At 71.3% G+C, this 15,265-nt stretch carries 18 protein-coding genes; 6 read left to right on the plus strand and 12 right to left on the minus strand.

Translation table 11 applies throughout. The features are described from left to right. Window positions 1-100: 100 nt before the first annotated feature. Entirely contained in the window at window positions 101-865 is a 765-nt protein-coding gene (locus ACZ7OH_RS00450; protein WP_470278896.1) for an ACT domain-containing protein, read from the minus strand. Between the two features lie 363 nt (window positions 866-1,228). On the opposite strand from ACZ7OH_RS00450, the gene ACZ7OH_RS00455 reads away from it, so the two are divergent. Beyond that, complete coding sequence (locus tag ACZ7OH_RS00455) at window positions 1,229-2,122, plus strand: dienelactone hydrolase family protein (protein WP_470278897.1); 894 nt, start codon at window positions 1,229-1,231, stop codon at window positions 2,120-2,122. 181 nt (window positions 2,123-2,303) lie between these two features. On the opposite strand, the gene ACZ7OH_RS00460 is transcribed toward ACZ7OH_RS00455, so the two are convergent. Together ACZ7OH_RS00460 and ACZ7OH_RS00465 are read right to left on the minus strand one after the other, a co-directional pair. Next, window positions 2,304-2,429, minus strand: a complete 126-nt coding sequence (locus ACZ7OH_RS00460) for a hypothetical protein (protein ID WP_470278898.1) — start codon at window positions 2,427-2,429, stop codon at window positions 2,304-2,306. A 62-nt stretch (window positions 2,430-2,491) separates the two neighbouring features. Next, window positions 2,492-3,247 (minus strand): RNA polymerase sigma factor, encoded by a 756-nt coding sequence (locus ACZ7OH_RS00465; RefSeq protein WP_470278899.1) that lies wholly within the window; start codon window positions 3,245-3,247, stop codon window positions 2,492-2,494. 157 nt (window positions 3,248-3,404) lie between these two features. On the opposite strand from ACZ7OH_RS00465, the gene ACZ7OH_RS00470 reads away from it, so the two are divergent. The 3 genes from ACZ7OH_RS00470 (at window position 3,405) to ACZ7OH_RS00480 (ending at window position 5,592) form a co-directional block, all read left to right on the plus strand. Then, window positions 3,405-4,082 (plus strand): TetR/AcrR family transcriptional regulator, encoded by a 678-nt coding sequence (locus ACZ7OH_RS00470; RefSeq protein ID WP_470279553.1) that lies wholly within the window; start codon window positions 3,405-3,407, stop codon window positions 4,080-4,082. Between the two features lie 925 nt (window positions 4,083-5,007). Further along, the gene (locus tag ACZ7OH_RS00475) at window positions 5,008-5,220 is read left to right on the plus strand and encodes an antitoxin (protein WP_470278900.1); all 213 of its coding nucleotides are present in this window, start codon (window positions 5,008-5,010) and stop codon (window positions 5,218-5,220) included. A gap of 117 nt (window positions 5,221-5,337) precedes the next feature. After that, entirely contained in the window at window positions 5,338-5,592 is a 255-nt protein-coding gene (locus tag ACZ7OH_RS00480) for a hypothetical protein (RefSeq protein ID WP_400908557.1), read from the plus strand. Window positions 5,593-5,626: 34 nt separating this feature from the next. Here ACZ7OH_RS00480 and ACZ7OH_RS00485 read toward each other — a convergent pair whose 3' ends face one another. Beyond that, complete coding sequence (locus tag ACZ7OH_RS00485) at window positions 5,627-6,316, minus strand: TetR/AcrR family transcriptional regulator (RefSeq protein ID WP_470278901.1); 690 nt, start codon at window positions 6,314-6,316, stop codon at window positions 5,627-5,629. Between the two features lie 81 nt (window positions 6,317-6,397). Here ACZ7OH_RS00485 and ACZ7OH_RS00490 point away from each other — a divergent pair, with 81 nt between their 5' ends. Then, window positions 6,398-6,883: an SRPBCC family protein gene (locus ACZ7OH_RS00490; protein ID WP_470278902.1), complete on the plus strand. Its 486-nt coding sequence runs from the start codon at window positions 6,398-6,400 to the stop codon at window positions 6,881-6,883. Then, window positions 6,880-7,263: a DUF1304 domain-containing protein gene (locus tag ACZ7OH_RS00495; RefSeq protein ID WP_470278903.1), complete on the plus strand. Its 384-nt coding sequence runs from the start codon at window positions 6,880-6,882 to the stop codon at window positions 7,261-7,263. Before ACZ7OH_RS00490 ends, ACZ7OH_RS00495 begins: the two co-directional genes overlap by 4 nt. Window positions 7,264-7,268: 5 nt before the next feature. On the opposite strand, the gene ACZ7OH_RS00500 is transcribed toward ACZ7OH_RS00495, so the two are convergent. Genes ACZ7OH_RS00500 through ACZ7OH_RS00535 form a run of 8 tightly spaced genes read right to left on the minus strand, consistent with a single transcriptional unit; the run spans window position 7,269 to window position 15,109 of the window. Next, complete coding sequence (locus ACZ7OH_RS00500; RefSeq protein ID WP_470278904.1) at window positions 7,269-8,327, minus strand: MSMEG_0565 family glycosyltransferase; 1,059 nt, start codon at window positions 8,325-8,327, stop codon at window positions 7,269-7,271. Further along, window positions 8,327-9,157 (minus strand): carbon-nitrogen hydrolase family protein, encoded by an 831-nt coding sequence (locus ACZ7OH_RS00505; RefSeq protein WP_400908570.1) that lies wholly within the window; start codon window positions 9,155-9,157, stop codon window positions 8,327-8,329. Before ACZ7OH_RS00505 ends, ACZ7OH_RS00500 begins: the two co-directional genes overlap by 1 nt. Further along, on the minus strand, window positions 9,158-9,988 hold the full coding sequence (locus ACZ7OH_RS00510; protein WP_400908573.1) for a carbon-nitrogen hydrolase family protein: 831 nt from the start codon (window positions 9,986-9,988) through the stop codon (window positions 9,158-9,160). Further along, complete coding sequence (locus tag ACZ7OH_RS00515) at window positions 9,985-11,355, minus strand: MSMEG_0567/sll0787 family protein (protein WP_470278905.1); 1,371 nt, start codon at window positions 11,353-11,355, stop codon at window positions 9,985-9,987. The genes ACZ7OH_RS00510 and ACZ7OH_RS00515 overlap by 4 nt, the downstream gene beginning before the upstream one ends. Before the next feature lies 1 nt (window position 11,356). Further along, on the minus strand, window positions 11,357-12,427 hold the full coding sequence (locus tag ACZ7OH_RS00520) for an MSMEG_0568 family radical SAM protein (protein ID WP_470278906.1): 1,071 nt from the start codon (window positions 12,425-12,427) through the stop codon (window positions 11,357-11,359). 9 nt (window positions 12,428-12,436) lie between these two features. Further along, the gene (locus ACZ7OH_RS00525) at window positions 12,437-12,949 is read right to left on the minus strand and encodes an MSMEG_0572/Sll0783 family nitrogen starvation response protein (protein ID WP_003073383.1); all 513 of its coding nucleotides are present in this window, start codon (window positions 12,947-12,949) and stop codon (window positions 12,437-12,439) included. 4 nt (window positions 12,950-12,953) lie between these two features. Continuing rightward, window positions 12,954-13,790 (minus strand): amidohydrolase family protein, encoded by an 837-nt coding sequence (locus ACZ7OH_RS00530; protein WP_470278907.1) that lies wholly within the window; start codon window positions 13,788-13,790, stop codon window positions 12,954-12,956. After that, window positions 13,790-15,109 carry an MSMEG_0569 family flavin-dependent oxidoreductase gene (locus ACZ7OH_RS00535; RefSeq protein ID WP_470278908.1) on the minus strand — a complete coding sequence of 440 codons (1,320 nt, stop codon included), beginning with the start codon at window positions 15,107-15,109 and terminating at the stop codon, window positions 13,790-13,792. The genes ACZ7OH_RS00530 and ACZ7OH_RS00535 overlap by 1 nt, the downstream gene beginning before the upstream one ends. Window positions 15,110-15,265 lie beyond the last annotated feature (156 nt).

Genomic DNA, 15,265 nt, shown 5'->3' on the forward strand with positions numbered 1-15,265 from the left:
CGAAACTGCCGACGATTCTGCCAGAGGGAATACCGGTACGCCCGAACCGAAGATTGTCGGATGCGCCAATCTTCGTTGTGTTTCGACAGCCGGGCGCGCACTACGCGTCGGACGCCGGGACTTGGTCCGGCGACCCGGCGAGGCGGCGGTGGAGGTCGAGGACCGCCTTGGCCCTGGCGAATTCCGCCGGGGTGAACGGCAGCAGCGCCCGGGTCACCACCAAGCCACCGCCGGGGCCGGCCAGCCGCAGCTTCGTTCCGTCGATGCCTTCACTGACCCCCTTTCCGCGGCGACCCGCGGGCTTCAGCGCGATGTCGCAATCGCCCAGTACCGCCAGCAGCAGCTGGACCGGATCCGGTTCCGGCGCGGCCGCCATCGTCAGCACGCGGGTCGGCAGGTCGACGAACTCGTGCACGTCCGCGGGTACGACCCGCACGTCCCGGCCGCCGCCGAGTTCGGTGACCGTGGCGATGTCCGCCGCGGTCGCGCCGGCCGGCGCGCGGACGAGGAACTCGTCCACCACGCCGTCCGGTACCGCCAGCACCTGCAACGAGACGATGTCGTAGCGGTGCGCCGCCAGCGCGGCCGTCACCCCCGCCAAGCTTCCCGGCACGTCGCGCACGGTGGCGCGCACCCGCCACGCCACCCCGGTCCGCGGCGGGTGTTCGCCCGTGGCGCCGCGCGCCGGGTCCGGTAGCGGGCGGTGCGTCCACCACCGGCGCCACGCGGCGGTGGCGATCAGGAGCCCGCCCAGCGCGAACAGCACGACCGGCCCTACGCGGTTGTGCGCCAGCGTGCTGACGAACAGATCGGCGACCCCGGTCGCGATGAACAGGGCCGCGAGCTCGACCAGCTCACGGCTCATCGAGGTCCTCGCTCGCCTGACGGTCTTCGGCTGTGCCTCGGCTTCGGTCATGCGGCCAGCATCCGCGCCCTCTCTTACCCCGCACGTGCCGAGCTGTCACGATCCAGTTAACCCGAGGCGCCTGCTGGGCCCGCCCGGGCAAACCAGCTGTTACCCGGCCGAGGTCGCCCGGCGATTCGCACGCTCATCACTGAAATCGCGGGTCCCTCCATCACCCGGCACACAGTTCCCCGCCCGCGTTCCCCTTTCCTCCGCTACTGCTCAGCGCGAATACGTAATTCTTCCGACGCGCGGCAGCCCGGCCGATAGCTATACCTGGGCCTCCCGTGGTCAACGGGCAGGATTGCCGAGAGGACGTTCGCAATGTCGCGGAAAGCACGATGGAAGTCATGGGTTGCCGGCGCGCTGGGCGCTGTTCTGCTCGGTACGTCGGGCGCAACCGGCGCAAGTGCGGCGGCAGCGTCGCCGGACCTTGCCGGCGACAACCCGTTCGCGCGGGGGCCAGCCCCCACCGAAGCCTCCGTCGAAGCGGAGCACGGACCCTTCGCGGTCGACACCGAGAAGGTCGGCGCCGGCTCGGGCTTCGGTGGTGGAACGATCTACTTCCCGACCGACACCGGCGAGGGCACGTTCGGCGCCGTCGCGGTCGCGCCGGGTTTCCTCGAAACCGAAGCCGCGATCGCCTGGTACGGCCCACGACTCGCCTCGCAGGGCTTCGTCGTCATCACGATCGGCACGAACAGCGTGTGGGACACCCCGGACGCCCGCTCGGAAGAGCTGCTCGCGGCGCTGCGCTACGTCACCGATTCGAGTCAGGCCAAGGGGCGCGTGGACCGCAACCGGCTGGCCGTGATGGGGCACTCGATGGGCGGTGGCGGGACACTGATCGCCGCGCGGAAGGCGCCCACGCTGAAGGCGGCGATCCCGCTCACCGGCTGGAGCCCGAACACGACGTTCTCCGACGTCCAGGTGCCGACGTTCGTCGTGAGCGCCCAGAACGACTTGATCGCCCCGGACGGGGTGTTCTCGCGCCCGTTCTACCGGAGCTTGCCGTCCACTTTGGACAAGGCGTACCTGCTGCTCGCCGGCGTCGGGCACCTGGCGCCGACCAAGCCGAACACGACGATCGCCGAGTACAGCATCTCCTGGCTCAAGCGCTTCGTCGACGAGGACACAAGGTACGAGCAGTTCCTCTGCCCGCTGCCCACGGGTGACCCGGCGATCGCCACTTACCAGGGCACCTGTCCGCTGAGCTGATCACCACCGCGCCGCCATCGTCCGGCCATCACCAGGGGGCGCGACCGACTGTCCGCTCGGGACAGATCGACACCGATCACCACCAGCACCGGCCGGTCCGCCGCGGTGCGCTTGGTCCGTGAGACGCGCCGGTACGCGATCCGCCACCGGCCGCAGAGGTCCCGCACAACATCCCGATCGGTCACCGCTCACCCCCGTTGGTCGAACATTCGACGGCCGCGGCGGGTGACGCGGTGGCAGTGCAGCTCTCGGCGTCGTTCGTCGCCTGCATGTCCGCCCAGGACAGGCCGACCTCGGCGATCAGCATGTCGAAGATGGGGGTCGCCGGACCCCTCGCCGAACCACGATGAGTTGTGTCCACTTTGTCCATCAGCGGTCAGCGCCGATGAAGACATCGAGGGCGGACAACCCCTCGCGGGCCGCTCCCGGAACGGCCTGCCGGCACGAGACGCACGCCGTCACGTGAGCCGCGACCGTCGCGGCGCAAGCGTTGTACCGACCTCTTCGTAACCAGATTTCCAGCTGGCGCAAAGCTTCCTGGCACGCCTGGGGCCTGGGCGCGGGGACCTGCTCGGCTTGCAGATAGGCCAGCCGCAGGCCCGCGCGGGCACGGCTGGCCAGCGCGGCGACGCCGTTCGGTGAGATACCCATGACCGACGCCAGGTCGGCCGGGGTGTGGCCTTCGGCGACGGTGTTCCACAGCACGGTCCGCCAGCGCACCGGCAGGGTGTGGAAAGCGGACCTGACCAGCTCGTCGGTCGAGCGCCGGAGCACCAGCTCCTCGGGTCCTTCCGCGACGTCGGTGCCCGGCACCACCGCGTGGGGCTCGACGCGCTCCCGGTGCCGGTTCCAGCGGGCGGCGAGGTTCCGCATCGTGACGACCAGATACGGGCGGAGGTCCTCCCGCGGCCCTCCGCCGGCGCGGACCACGGCGAGTGCGCACGTGAACGCCTCGGCCACCAGGTCGTCCCGTTCCGCGGGCTGCCTGGCCCAGCGCGCGGCGATCCGGCGCAGGGGCTCGGCGTGGCGGCGGAAGAGCTGTTCGCCCGCGGCGAGGTTCCCCGCGCGCAGGTCGGCGAGCAGCCTCCGATCCGGCAGGCGGTCATCGTCCGTGGGTTCGTCCATCGCAAACTCCGATTCAGCCGCTTCTTGACTTCGTGCAAGCGACGCCTCGATCAGGCAGTCCTTCACGCCGCATGCACTCTCGGTAATTCGATGGTGCACAAAGTAACAGTTACACATGTGTAGCCCTTACCGGCCACCCGATACGCTGCGTGAAGTGATGCCATCCAGACCCGGCGACGGCCGCGCCGCGCGTTGGGCCGGACAGCGCGAGCGTCGGCGCCGTGAGTTCGTCGACGCCGCTCTGCGAGCGATCGCCGAACACGGCCCGCGCGTGTCGGCCGCCCACATCGCCGACACCGCCGGCGTCGTCCGCCCGCAGCTCTACCGGCAGTTCGACGACGCGGCCGACCTGACGCGAGCCATCGCCGACCGGGCCACCGAGCAGATCATCGTGTCGCTCCGGCCGGTGTGGGAGCCCCGGGGCAGCACCATGCAGATGATCTCCGCCGCGGTCGACGCCCACACCGGCTGGCTCGCCGAACACGGCAATCTGTACCGCTACCTGACCTTGCACTCCCAGATCGGCCGCCGCGAGGACTCGATCGCCGACGTCAAAACGGTCATCGCGCGCCGGCTGACCCCGGTGTTCGAGTACTACCTGACGATGTTCCGGCTCGACATCCGCATCGCGCCCGTCCCCTCCTTCGGTGTCGTCGGTCTCGTCGACTCCTGCGCCGCGCAGTGGCTCGAGGCGCCGCACGCGCTCACGAAGGCGCAACTCGCCGGCATGCTCACCCGCTGGGTCTGGCACCTCCTCGACGACACGCTTCGCGCCGCCGGAATCGAAGTCGACCCGGATCTGCCGCTGCCGCTGAGCGGCCCGGTTCATCAGTGACGGCCGCAGGCCGGGTGCCGTAAACCGAGCCGGCGAGTTCGCGTTCCAGCAGGGCCGGGACTTCGCGGTCCACCCGCGGGATCCCCTCGAGCACTGCCAGCTGACGCGGATGGACTCCCAGGCCCGCAAGATGCCCTGCAGCCGCGCCGCCAGGGCGGCGGGAGCCGAGGTCGCGATGTCGGACTGGATGCACAGTACGAACTCCCGGGCGTCCGAAGCGGAATTCTGGTCGAGCAGGTCAAGAAAAACGTCGTCGCAGGTGCGGGTGCCGCAGCACAGCTGCTCCGCGGACGGGTCGTCGCGCACGTCGATCACTTCGGTCCGGCCGAGCAGACAGCCGCCACAGGGTGTCGGTGAACCGAAGCCGGGGATGCAGGTCGCCGAGCAGGAGTTGCGCGGGTCCCGGCGAATGCGTGTCGAGCCAAGTGGCGCAGCCACGTCGCGGCGATCAGCCTTCCGATTGCCGGTCGTCGCCTTGTCCGCGTCGGGGTAGCCCGCGTGGGTGAAGACGCTGATCCTCACATCGTTGCCCTGCAGCACTTCGGCGATCCGGCCGAGCGTCTGCGTCGCCTGCGCGGGCAATTGTCCTACGCACGAAATTAAAGACTCCTTTATGTCCCTGCGAGCCGGCTGACGCCTGGGATACGAACACGGTCCCGCAGAATCGGCAACCACACCCCGGGTGCTCGCGCGCACATTTTCGTCATCCACCAGCCGATCACAGCACCGCAGATCCAACCGCGTGAGGGAGCAGAAGCGCTTGGCCGGGGCGAAAACCGCGACAGCGTAACGTCTACCGCGCCGAGAACCTACCGCGGGCGCCGCTCTTCACCCAGCCACCCGGACAAAGTTGCGGGCCGGCGCCGAACAGCTTTGATGAAACCCGTCGGCCGAACTCCGCTCACTTACCCGGGGAGAAGCATCAATGGGCATCGACTTCGACAGTCTGAAGAAGATCGCGAACGATGACATCGTCGACCGCGCCGCCGAGTTCACGACGTCGCGTTTCGGGGAACACGCCGACGAGATCGCCGTGGTCGCCGGCCGGGCAAAGGATTTGCTCGCCGGTGAGTCGTGCGGTGAACAGCCGGACGCTCACGCGGCCGACGGTCCGCCCGCCTCGAACGAAAGCGGCTGACACCGAACCATGCGTGCCCATACCGCACACGTGCTGTAGCCCCGGTTACCCCCCGGGCGGGGGGTTCCGGCGCGTCGAAGCCGTAACCGGCTGTCCCAGCATGTCACCCTGAGTCACATGTCTCCCGATCCCCGCGCTCGCGACTCGAACGCAGGACCCTTCAGCGAATTCCACCGGACCCTCGACGAGCTGACCCAGCAAGTCATCGCCGCCCGCCGCCTCGGCCGCAACGCGAACGACGCCGCCCTCGACCTGCTGCAGGTGCTGCACCGCGAAGACGGGAACTGGGCGGTAGTACACCTCGCCTTCGCGATCACCGCCTTGGCGCACCTCCGCACCGTCACCGAAGCAGCAACAACCGCATCCGAGTAGTTTCCGAACACGACTCCCCCAAGCCGCCGAGGAGTCAGTTGCCGGGTCCGGCGCTCAGCGGAAAGACGACGAGGCCGTCTTCGATCAAGCGGGCGGCGCGGCGGACCTCGCCGGCGACCGCTTCGACCGCCTCCGCGAGGGGGCGGCCGGGGCGCAGCTGGGCCCGCAACGCCCGGAACTGGACCCGCCACAGTCCCAGCAGCGCGGCCGCGGCGATCTGGGGTTCGGGGTCGTCGGACGCGAACCCGGCTCGGGCGGCCAGCGCTTCGGCGGCGACGTCGACGAACCGGTCGGTGACGTCGTTCTGGTAGGCCCGCAGAGACGGGTTCCCGCGGATCAGCTCCCCGAACTTCCGGTAGCCGGCCAGTGCCGCGTCCGCGTCCCCGGCTTCCGCCAAGGCCGCGACCAGGTCGCGCACCTCTTGGTCGAGGATCTTCACCATCGCGGCCACGGGCGGCAGCGCGGGGTCCGCCAGCTGGGTCCGGAGTGCTTCGGCCAGCGGCTCGAGCCGGTCCAGGACCAGCGCCTCCTTGCTCGGGAAGTAGTTGAAGACCGTCTTCTCCGAGACCCCGCAGGCCTCCGCCACGTCGGCCACGCGGACCGCGTCGAAGCCGCGCTCGAGGAACATCCGCGCGGCGGTGTCGGACAGCTGCCGCCGCATCGCGCGCTTCTTCCGCTCGCGCAACCCTTCCCCGTCAGCTCGCCCGAGCGCCGATCCCCGCATGCCAGGAGACTACTACAGCCACACGAAACGTTCTGCTACTGTATTTTTATAGTCACTGAACCAACCCGGGAAGGACCGGCCATGGCCGAAATCGAGATCACGCGCGACTACCCCCACTCACCCCTGAAGGTCTGGCGGGCGATGACCGACCCGGACCTGATCCCCTACTGGACGTCGACCGGACAGGGCGCTCGCGCGGTCGGGTTCGAACCCGTGGCCGGCAACCGGTTCCAGTTCGTCGCCAAGCCGATGCCCGGCTGGCGCGGGATCGTCGACTGCGAGGTCCTGGAAGTCCGGGAACGGGAATTCCTGCACTACACCTGGGTCGGCGCGGAAGGAGAGACCCCCAGTCACGTCCGCTACCAGCTGGAGCCGACGCCCGGGGGCACCCGGTTCACCTACCACCACACCGGGTTCACCGGCGTCGGCGGCTTCGCCATGGCCAAGCTGCTCGGCTCCGTCCGCAAGAAGATGCTCACGGTCGGCGTGCCCGCGCTCCTCGCCGAACTGGACGAAACCGGTGCCCTGCGCCCGGGAAGCACGGTGCGGCCGGGGGACGATCGGTGAACGTCTTCGCTCAGGGCTTCGCCGTCGTCGCGGCGCTCATGCACCTGTGGATCTTCGGGCAGGAAAGCGTTTTCTTCCGCCGCACCGAGGTGCACGGCATGTTCGGCGTACCCGCCGCGGACGTCGAGGCGGTCCGCCCGTGGGCGTTCCACCAGGGCTGTTACAACGCCTTCCTGGCGATCCAGGCGCTGACCGGCGTGGTCGTCGTGCACCTGAGCGGCGGAACCGCCGGCGGCCGGGCCCTCGTCCTGGCCGCCGGCGCGTCGATGCTGGCCGCGAGCGTGGCCCTGTTCGCCTTCGACCCGCGCCGATCCCGGGTGCGGGGCCTGGTCGGCCAAGGCGTTCCCGCACTGGCCACCCTCGTCGCGACGCTGGTCTGACCGCGTCACCGGCCGGCGCGGCGAGGCACCAGGCTCCGGTAGAAGGTCCGGTGCGCTTCGGCGGCCGCCGTCCACGTGTAGCGCCGGGCCAGCGCCCGCCCCGGTGCCGGGTCGGCGCCGTCGAGCGCCGCCCGCAACTCGCGCGCGAAGCCGGGCGGGCCGTCGGCGAACCGCGCGGCCCCGCCGAAGACCTCGCGCAGCACCGGCAGGTCGCGGGTGACCACCGGCACGCCGGCGGCGAGGGCCTCCATCGCGGCCAGCCCGAAGCCTTCCTTCGTGGACGGGAAAGCGAACACCGCAGCCGAGGCGACGAGGGACGGCAGTTCGTCGTGAGCGACCGGGCCCAGCACGACCGGCTCGACGCCCAGCTCGGCGGCCCGCTTCTCCCAGCGGGTCCGGTAGTCGCGGTAGTCGAAGAGCGTTTCGCCGCCGGCGATGAGCAGCCGCAGGTCCGGGTCGGCCAGCAACGCGTACGCCTCGAGGAGGTCGAGCGACCCCTTCCGCGGCTCGATCCCGCCGACCGCCAGCACGTACCGGCCCCGCTCCGCCGTCCGCGGCGCCGTCGCGAACCGGTCGTAGTCGACGCCGTTGGGGATCACCGCCGCCTCGATGCCCCAGCCGGCCCGGACCTCGGCCGCGACCGACGCCGACACGCAGAGGTGCGCGTACGGCCGGACGATCGCGCGTTCGTGGCAGGCCGCCAGTTCCGGGGTGGTGAAGGTGTCCAGGTGGTGGATCGTGCGGACGCAGCGGTCGACGGCGTTGGCGCTGATGCAGTCCTGCGCGTGCACGACGTCGTACTCGGCCGGGGTGAACGCCGCCCGCAGCAACGCGATCGAGCGCAGGATCCGTTCCCCCACCGATTCGCCGGGGACGTCCGGGAAGGGCACGATCGAAAGCCGCACCCGCGGGTCGACCGGCCGGAAGAACCCGGCGTCGCCGCCGCGGCCGAGCGTCCACACCGTGACGTCCTCGCCCAGCTCGGCGAGGGCCTCGGCCAAGGCGAGCGTGTGCACCACGCCGCCGCGGGGTTTCGTGGAGTAGCTCAGCAGGGCGATGCGCATCAAGCCTCCCGGTACACCGACGGTTTCCGTTCCCCCAGGTGGTGCAGCACGCGGCGGGCGTTGGCGAGCTCCTGCTCGACGTCGAGCTCGGCCACCGCGATCCCGGCTTTCGACCAGGTGCGCGCGAGGATCTCGCCGCCGGGCCCGACGACCTTGGCCTGGCCGAGGAACCGCATCCCGCCCATCGCGCCGGTCTGGTTGGACGAGACGAGCACCACCTGGTTCTCCGCCGCCCGCGCCTGGTCGTAGAGGTCGAACAGGCGGGACTGCCGGTCCTGCGCCATCCGCGGCGCGCGGTTGGTGATGCTGGTCGGCCACGCGCTCAGGCAGGCGACGACGTCGGCGCCGTCGACGGCGAGCGAGCGCGCCGACTCGGGGAACGTCTTGTCGTAGTCGATCAGCATGCCCAGCCGCCCGACCGGGGTGTCGAACGCGGCGAACTCCGCACCGGGCGCGTAGGCGACCCGCTCCCCCGGCGGCTGGTGGACCTTGCGGTGCCGGCCGAGCACGCCGTCACCGGTGACGCACACCGCGGAGTTGTAGCGCCGCGGCCCGTCGGCCTCGCAGTAGCCCACGCAGACGACCATTTCCGCGGCGAGCGAGGCGATGGTCTTCAGCTGCGGGCAGTCCGGGTCGAGCGCGGGCGGCAGCGCGTCCGGGTCCGGATGGCGCAGGTCGGCGAGGTACCCGCCGAGGGCCGCGTCCGGCAGCACCAGCAAGGCGACGCCGGACGAGCGCGCGTGGTCGATCAGCGTCGCGATGCGCTGGAGGTCGAAGTCGAGGTCGCGGCCGAAGTGCGCGGCTACGGCGGCGATGCGGATCTGCCCCATTCACGGGACACTAACCGGGTAGGCGTCGGGCCGTCTGTCCGCCAGGTGTCCCATCGACCGCCGCGCCGTGGCCAGCGCCTGGGGGACGTCGAGTTCGGCGATCGCCATGCCCTCGGCGACGCCGGTGTCGGCGAGGACCTCGCCGCCGGGTTCGACGACCTTGGCGCTCGCGACGAACCGCAGGTCGCCGAAGGTACCGGACTGGTTGGCCGAGAGCCAGACGATCTGGTTCTCCAGCGCGCGGGCCCGGTCGAACAGGTCGAAGCGGCGCTTCCAGCGGTCCTGCTCGAGATCGGGCGCCGCGTGGGTGCGGCTGCCGGGCCAGGCGCTCATGCAGACGACGATCTCGGCGCCGTCCAGCGCCAGGGCCCGCGCGGACTCGGGGAACGCCTTGTCGTAGCAGATCATCATGCCGAGGCGCCCGACCGGCGTGTCGAACGCGGCGAACCCGCGGCCGGCGCCGTAGCTGGCGTTTTCGGCGAGGGGCTGGTGGACCTTGCGGTGGTGGCCGAGGACGCCGTCCCCGGAGACGCACACCGCGGAGTTGTAGCGGCGGCCGCCGGCGATCTCGCAGTACCCGGCCGTGACGACGAGGTCGCCCGCGAGCGCGGCCAGCCGGGTTATCTCCGGGCCGTCGACGGCCAGCGCGGGCGGTCCTTCGGCGCCGCCGTCGAGGTTGGCGAGGTAACCGCCGAGGGCCGCTTCCGGCAGCGCCAGCAGCCGCACCCCTTCCGCCTTCGCCTGCCCGATCAGCTTTTCGATGCGGGCGAAGTCGCCTTCGAGGTCGCGGTCGAACGGCGCCGCCACCGCGGCCATCCTGAGCGTGGTCATGAGTTCCCCAATCCGGTGACGCCGCCGTCGATGGCGGGCGTCGTTTCGCCGTCGGGCCAGCGCAGCGTGACGCCGGTGCCCGCGACCAGTTCGCCGCACTCCGCGGTGACCGCCGGGCCCGCGGGCGCGGGTGTGCCGGTGGTGAGCATCGCGAAGCCGGGAAAGCAGGTCAGCCAGTCCCCTGTGGACGCTTCGCGGGGCCGCGGGACGCGTTCGACGTCCAGGACCGCGCCGCACCCGGACGCCTCGGCGAGCATGCCGAGGGTGCCCGCGATCCCCGCCATCGAGACGTCCTTGGCGGCGGCCGGTCTCGCCTTCGCCACCGAGCCGAGCAGCTCGCGCAGCTCGGGCGTGCGCCGGAAGCTCGTCGAGTCCCACTGGCGGCCGGTGTAGCCGGGGCGCCAGCCGCCGGCCAGGTCCGCGGTCAGCCAGACGCGCTGGCCCGGCTTTCCGCCACCGCCGGGCACCGGGTCGGCCGTCCGGCCCAGCGCCGTGACCGACAGCGAAGCCGGCACCCCGAACTGCGTGTGGCCGCCTAGCACCGGCACGCCGTACGCTTCGCTCGCCTTGCGCAGTCCACTCAGGACACGGGCGGCGAAGGACGCGTCCCGGGCGCCCAGCGCGTCGAGCAACCCGGTCGGCGTGGCTCCCATCGCGGCCAGGTCGTTGAGGTTGACCAGCACCGAGCACCAGCCCGCCCATTCCGGGTCGCGTTCGACCATGGCCGGGATGATCGCGTCGCAGGCGGCGACGACGTCGGTGCCGGGCAGCGGGACGCCGTCGTCGCCGACGAAGCCGGGTACGCCGGTCATCCCGCGCAGCAGCGGGCCGAGCGCGGCCTTGGTCGAGCGGGCCAGCGCGGCGATCCGGCCGATCGGCCACCGCATCAGCACGTGGTCGTGCCCGGCGACGGTGACCGGCCGCACCCGCTGCCAGCCGAGCCGGGTGAACAGCTTTTCGGTGCGGGTCTGCACGGTCGCTTCGAACCGCAGCGCCCCTTCGGCTTCGGCCCGCGCGCACGCCGCGCGGACCAGCGCCGAGCCGAGCCCGGCCGGCGAGCCGGGCGCGACGACCAAGCGCCCGCCCCGCCACCAGCCGAGGTCCGGGCCGTCCGTGGCCGGACCGAGCCGGACCCCGCCGAGCACGTCTCCGGCGGTGTCCCGCGCGACCAGCACGATCGTGCGCGGGTCGGCGTCGTGGTCGTCGAGGTCGTGCCCGGCGAAAATCCCTTGCCGCGCCACAAAAGCCTCGTGGCGCAACGCGCGGTAGGCCGTCAGTCCACTGTGGTCGGCGGGCTCGAGGTGGAACGCCGGGCGGGCCGCGACACTGCGGACGTCACCCAGCAGCGCGAGGATGTCGTGATCCACGTCAGCCTCCCGCCGCGCTGAGCAGACCGCACGCGCCGCACGCGGCACAGCCCGCGCCCTGGTCCGCCCCCGTCATTCCGGCCGCCCGCAGCAACGCCGCGATCCGGCTCGTGACGTCGGCGACCAGCGACGGCGAAGGCGCGGTGGCCCCGTCGCGCCGGGCCAGCGTGCCGGCCATCGGCCGCATCGGCACGGCGAACGGGTAGACGCCCATGTCGATCAGCCGGCCGGCACCCTCCACAAAGGAGTCCGGATCCTCGCCGAGCCCGATCAGCAGGTACGTCGAGACGCGGTTGCGCCCGAACACCCGGACCGCTTCCGCCCACGCGGCTTCGTACTCCGCCATGGACACTGTGGACTTGCCGGGCATCCAGCGCCGCCGGACGTCGTCGTCGAGGGACTCGACGTGGATGCCGATCGACGTCGCTCCGGCGTCGCGCAGCTCGGTGAGCACGGCGAGGTCGCCCGGCGGCTCGATCTGCACCTGGATGGGCAGGCCGGGCACGGCGTCGAGCACGGCGCGGACGCACCGGACGAGGTGCCGGGCCCCGCGATCGGGCCCGGCCGTGGTGCCGGTCGTCATCACCATCTGCCGGACGCCGTCGAGGCGTACGGCCGCTTCGGCGACCTCGGCGAGCTGCGCCGGTGTCTTGGCGGCCACCGTGGACCCGGCTCGCAGCGACTCCTCGATGGTGCAGAACCGGCACCGCTGGTCCTCGGCGTACCGGATGCACGTCTGCACGGCGGTCGTCGCGAGAACGTCCTTGCCGTGCAGCAACGCGATCTTCCGGTACGGGATACCGTCCGAAGTGGACAGATCGTAGAACCGCGGCCGCGCCACCGGGGTCACGCTCAGGCCGAGATCGACCGTTCCCCGGTGGATCCGGCCGTCCCGGACCTCGTAGGGGCTCTCGGGGTTCAGCGGCAGCGTGGCGTTGGCACCGTCGACGACCAGGTGGCCGTCGTCGCTCGGCCCGGCGCCCTTGCTGCGTTGTACGGGTGCGTCCACGCGCACCCCGCGGACGGCGATGTCGGCGCGGGTGTCCAGATCTTCTTCGATGCCAACGCGCACAGACCGCTCCTAGAACATGTAGGTGGAGTTGATGATGGCGCCCTTGCGCGCGTAGTGGATCAGCGCGTCCTGGACGTCCAGCGGGTGCGTCGGGATGACGCCCTCGATGAGGTCCTCCTCGCGCGCGCCGTGCAGCGACAGGCCGAACCGGCAGCAGTAGGCCTTGCCGCCCTCGCTGATGAACGTCTTGAGCTGGTCGTTGATGTTCAGCTCACCCGGGAACGCGGCGTTGCCGGTGGTCGGGAAGCCGCGCGTGGCCAGGCAGTTCAGCGAACCCGGGCCGTAGAAGTAGATCGCGGCTTCGAAGCCCTTCCGCAGCGCGCGGGTGGCCTGCAGGATCGCGACGAAGCTCACCGACGACTCGTGCGCGATGCCGTGCACGAGCGTGAAGTAGCTCTGGCCGGGTTCGGCCTGGTAGTCCGGGAAGACCTTGGTCCCGCCGTACAGGTTGGACCCCTGCGGCAGCGACGGGTGCGGGATCTCGTCGAGGCTGGTCTTCTCGGTTTCGGTCAGCTCTGCCATCGGTCTATTTCCCTTTCTTCGGTCCGTACAGCACGTCGAACGTGCCGCGGAAAACCAGGTCGGCGAGCTCGCCGTCGCCGGCCGCGGCGGCCAGCTTGGCGAGTTCACCCTCGTGATCGCCCCACGGCTGGTCGGAGGCGAACAGCACGCGGTCGTGGCCGAGGCCCCGGCGCGAGATCTCGTCGACGAGCCAGCGCGGGGTGAAGCCGATCGCCCAGGACAGGTCGGTGTAGACCTGCTTGCCGGCGGCGATCCAGTCGAAGAAGCGGCCGCCGACGAGCTTGATGTGCCCGCTCATCCCGCCGCCGAAGTGGACGAGGTGCAGCTTGACGTCGTCGGCGTACGCGTCGACGAGCTTGCCGACCTCGTCGATGTCCGACGCCGCTCCGGGCGAGGTGTGGACGTGCACGACGAGGTCGTGCTCCCTCGCCGTGGCGAAGATCTTGTCGAGCTGCGGCCGGCAGGTGGGGTCGGATGCCTTGCCGCCCAGCAGGAAGCTGAGTTTCAGGGCTCGCACGCCGTCCTCACCCGCCAGCTTCAGCGCGTCATCGGTCCGGTCGGCGTCTTCGGCCCGCGGGGACACCCACAGCGCCGCACTGATCCGGTCGTCCTTGCCCGCCGCCTCGACGCAGAGTTCGTTGAAGGAGAACGCGATCGCCGGGTCCGGCACGCCGTAGTTCGGGATCACCAGCGCGCGTTCGGTGCCTTCACGGTCCAAATCGGACAGCAGCTCGCCGATCGTCGCGCGGCTGCCGATCGCGGGCGCGACCGGCGGTCCGCCGTAGAACGGGTACGCCGGCAGCACGCCCAGGTGCCGGTGGGCGTCGTTCGTCCAGCGCATCACGCCACCGTCCGCGGGGCGACCCAGTCGTCGTCGGCCGGGTAGGTGCTCACCGGCGTGCCGGAGAGCCACCGGACGTCCCCGCGGCCGCCGCCGGTGATCCGCCGAGCCAGGTACTCCGCGTCCGCCGCGACACCGCAGAACCGGCCGGAGCCCCAGGTGTGCTGCCACGGCAGGCCGAGGAAGTACAGGCCGGGGCAGCTGGTGACGCCGCGGTGGTGCGTCGGGTAGCCCTTGCCGTCGAACACCGGGACGTCGATCCACCGGTGGTCCCGGCCGAACCCGGTGCTCCAGACGACGGCCGAAAGCGCTTCCACGTCGAGGGCGCGCGGGCCGCCCTCCGGCTCCCAGACCGGCTTGTACCGTTCCTCGCGGGGCGCCGCGATGCCGCGCTGGGCGATGAAGGCGTCGATCGAGTCCTTGATGCCTTCGGACACCGTGTCGGCCGCGTCGAGGTTGCGGCGCAGGTCGTCGGCGAACTGCAGCTGTCCACTTCGGACGTTCTTGAGCCGGCCGTAGAGCTGCATCCCTTCGGTGGCGAAGGCGCGCAGGTCGATGTCGTGCCCGCCGTCGCGGCCGGTCACGTAGTGGTTCGCGCGGAACCGGACGGCGTCCGCGTCGGCGAACTCGTCGATTCCCCTTGCGTAGTAACCCATCTCGTCGAGCCAAGCGACGACGTCCCGGCCGCGGTAGCGCCGGGCCACCCGCGGCGCCGACCCGACGGCGAGGTGCACGCGGCGTCCGGCGAGGTGCAGGTCCTCGGCGATCTGGCAGCCGGACTGCCCGGTGCCGACGACGAGGACGTCCCCCTCGGGCAGCTGAGCGGGGTTGCGGTACTCGGCCGAGTGCAGCTGGACGACGTGCTCGGGCAGCCGCTCGGCCAGCCGCGGCTTCAGCGGCACCTGGTACGGGCCGGTGGCCAGCACGACGTGGTCGGCGGTCAGTTCCCCGGCCGACGTCGTCAGCCGGAAGCCGCCGCCGGGCAGCTGCCGCAGCCGCGTCGCCTCGACACCCTCGTGCAGCGGGACGTCGAAGTCCTTCACGTACGACTCGAGGTAGGCGACGATCTCGTCGCGGACCATGAACCCGTCCGGATCGTCGCCCGAGTAGGGGAACCCGGGCAGCCGGCATTGCCAGTTCGGCGTGACCAGGCAGAAACTGTCCCAGCGGCGGGTCCGCCATTCGTGCCCCGCGCGCTCGCGTTCGAGCACCAGGTGCCCGACTCCGGCGGTGGTGAGGCAGTGGGACATCGACAGTCCCGCCTGGCCACCGCCGACCACGATCACCGGCCGGTGCAGGCCGTCGAGCTCGAAGTTCATGCCGATCAGTGCACCGGCGAACGATTTCCGGACGGTTTCGCCCGGAACACGGGCGCGTTACCAGAACCGCGTGGAGTTACGCTTCTCCCGGCGTGCGCTTAACAGGCCACTCCGGCGGTTCGCCGACCTCCGCGGCGTCCCGACCCGCGAGGCCCG

Source organism: Amycolatopsis sp. NPDC114478 (assembly GCF_055633805.1).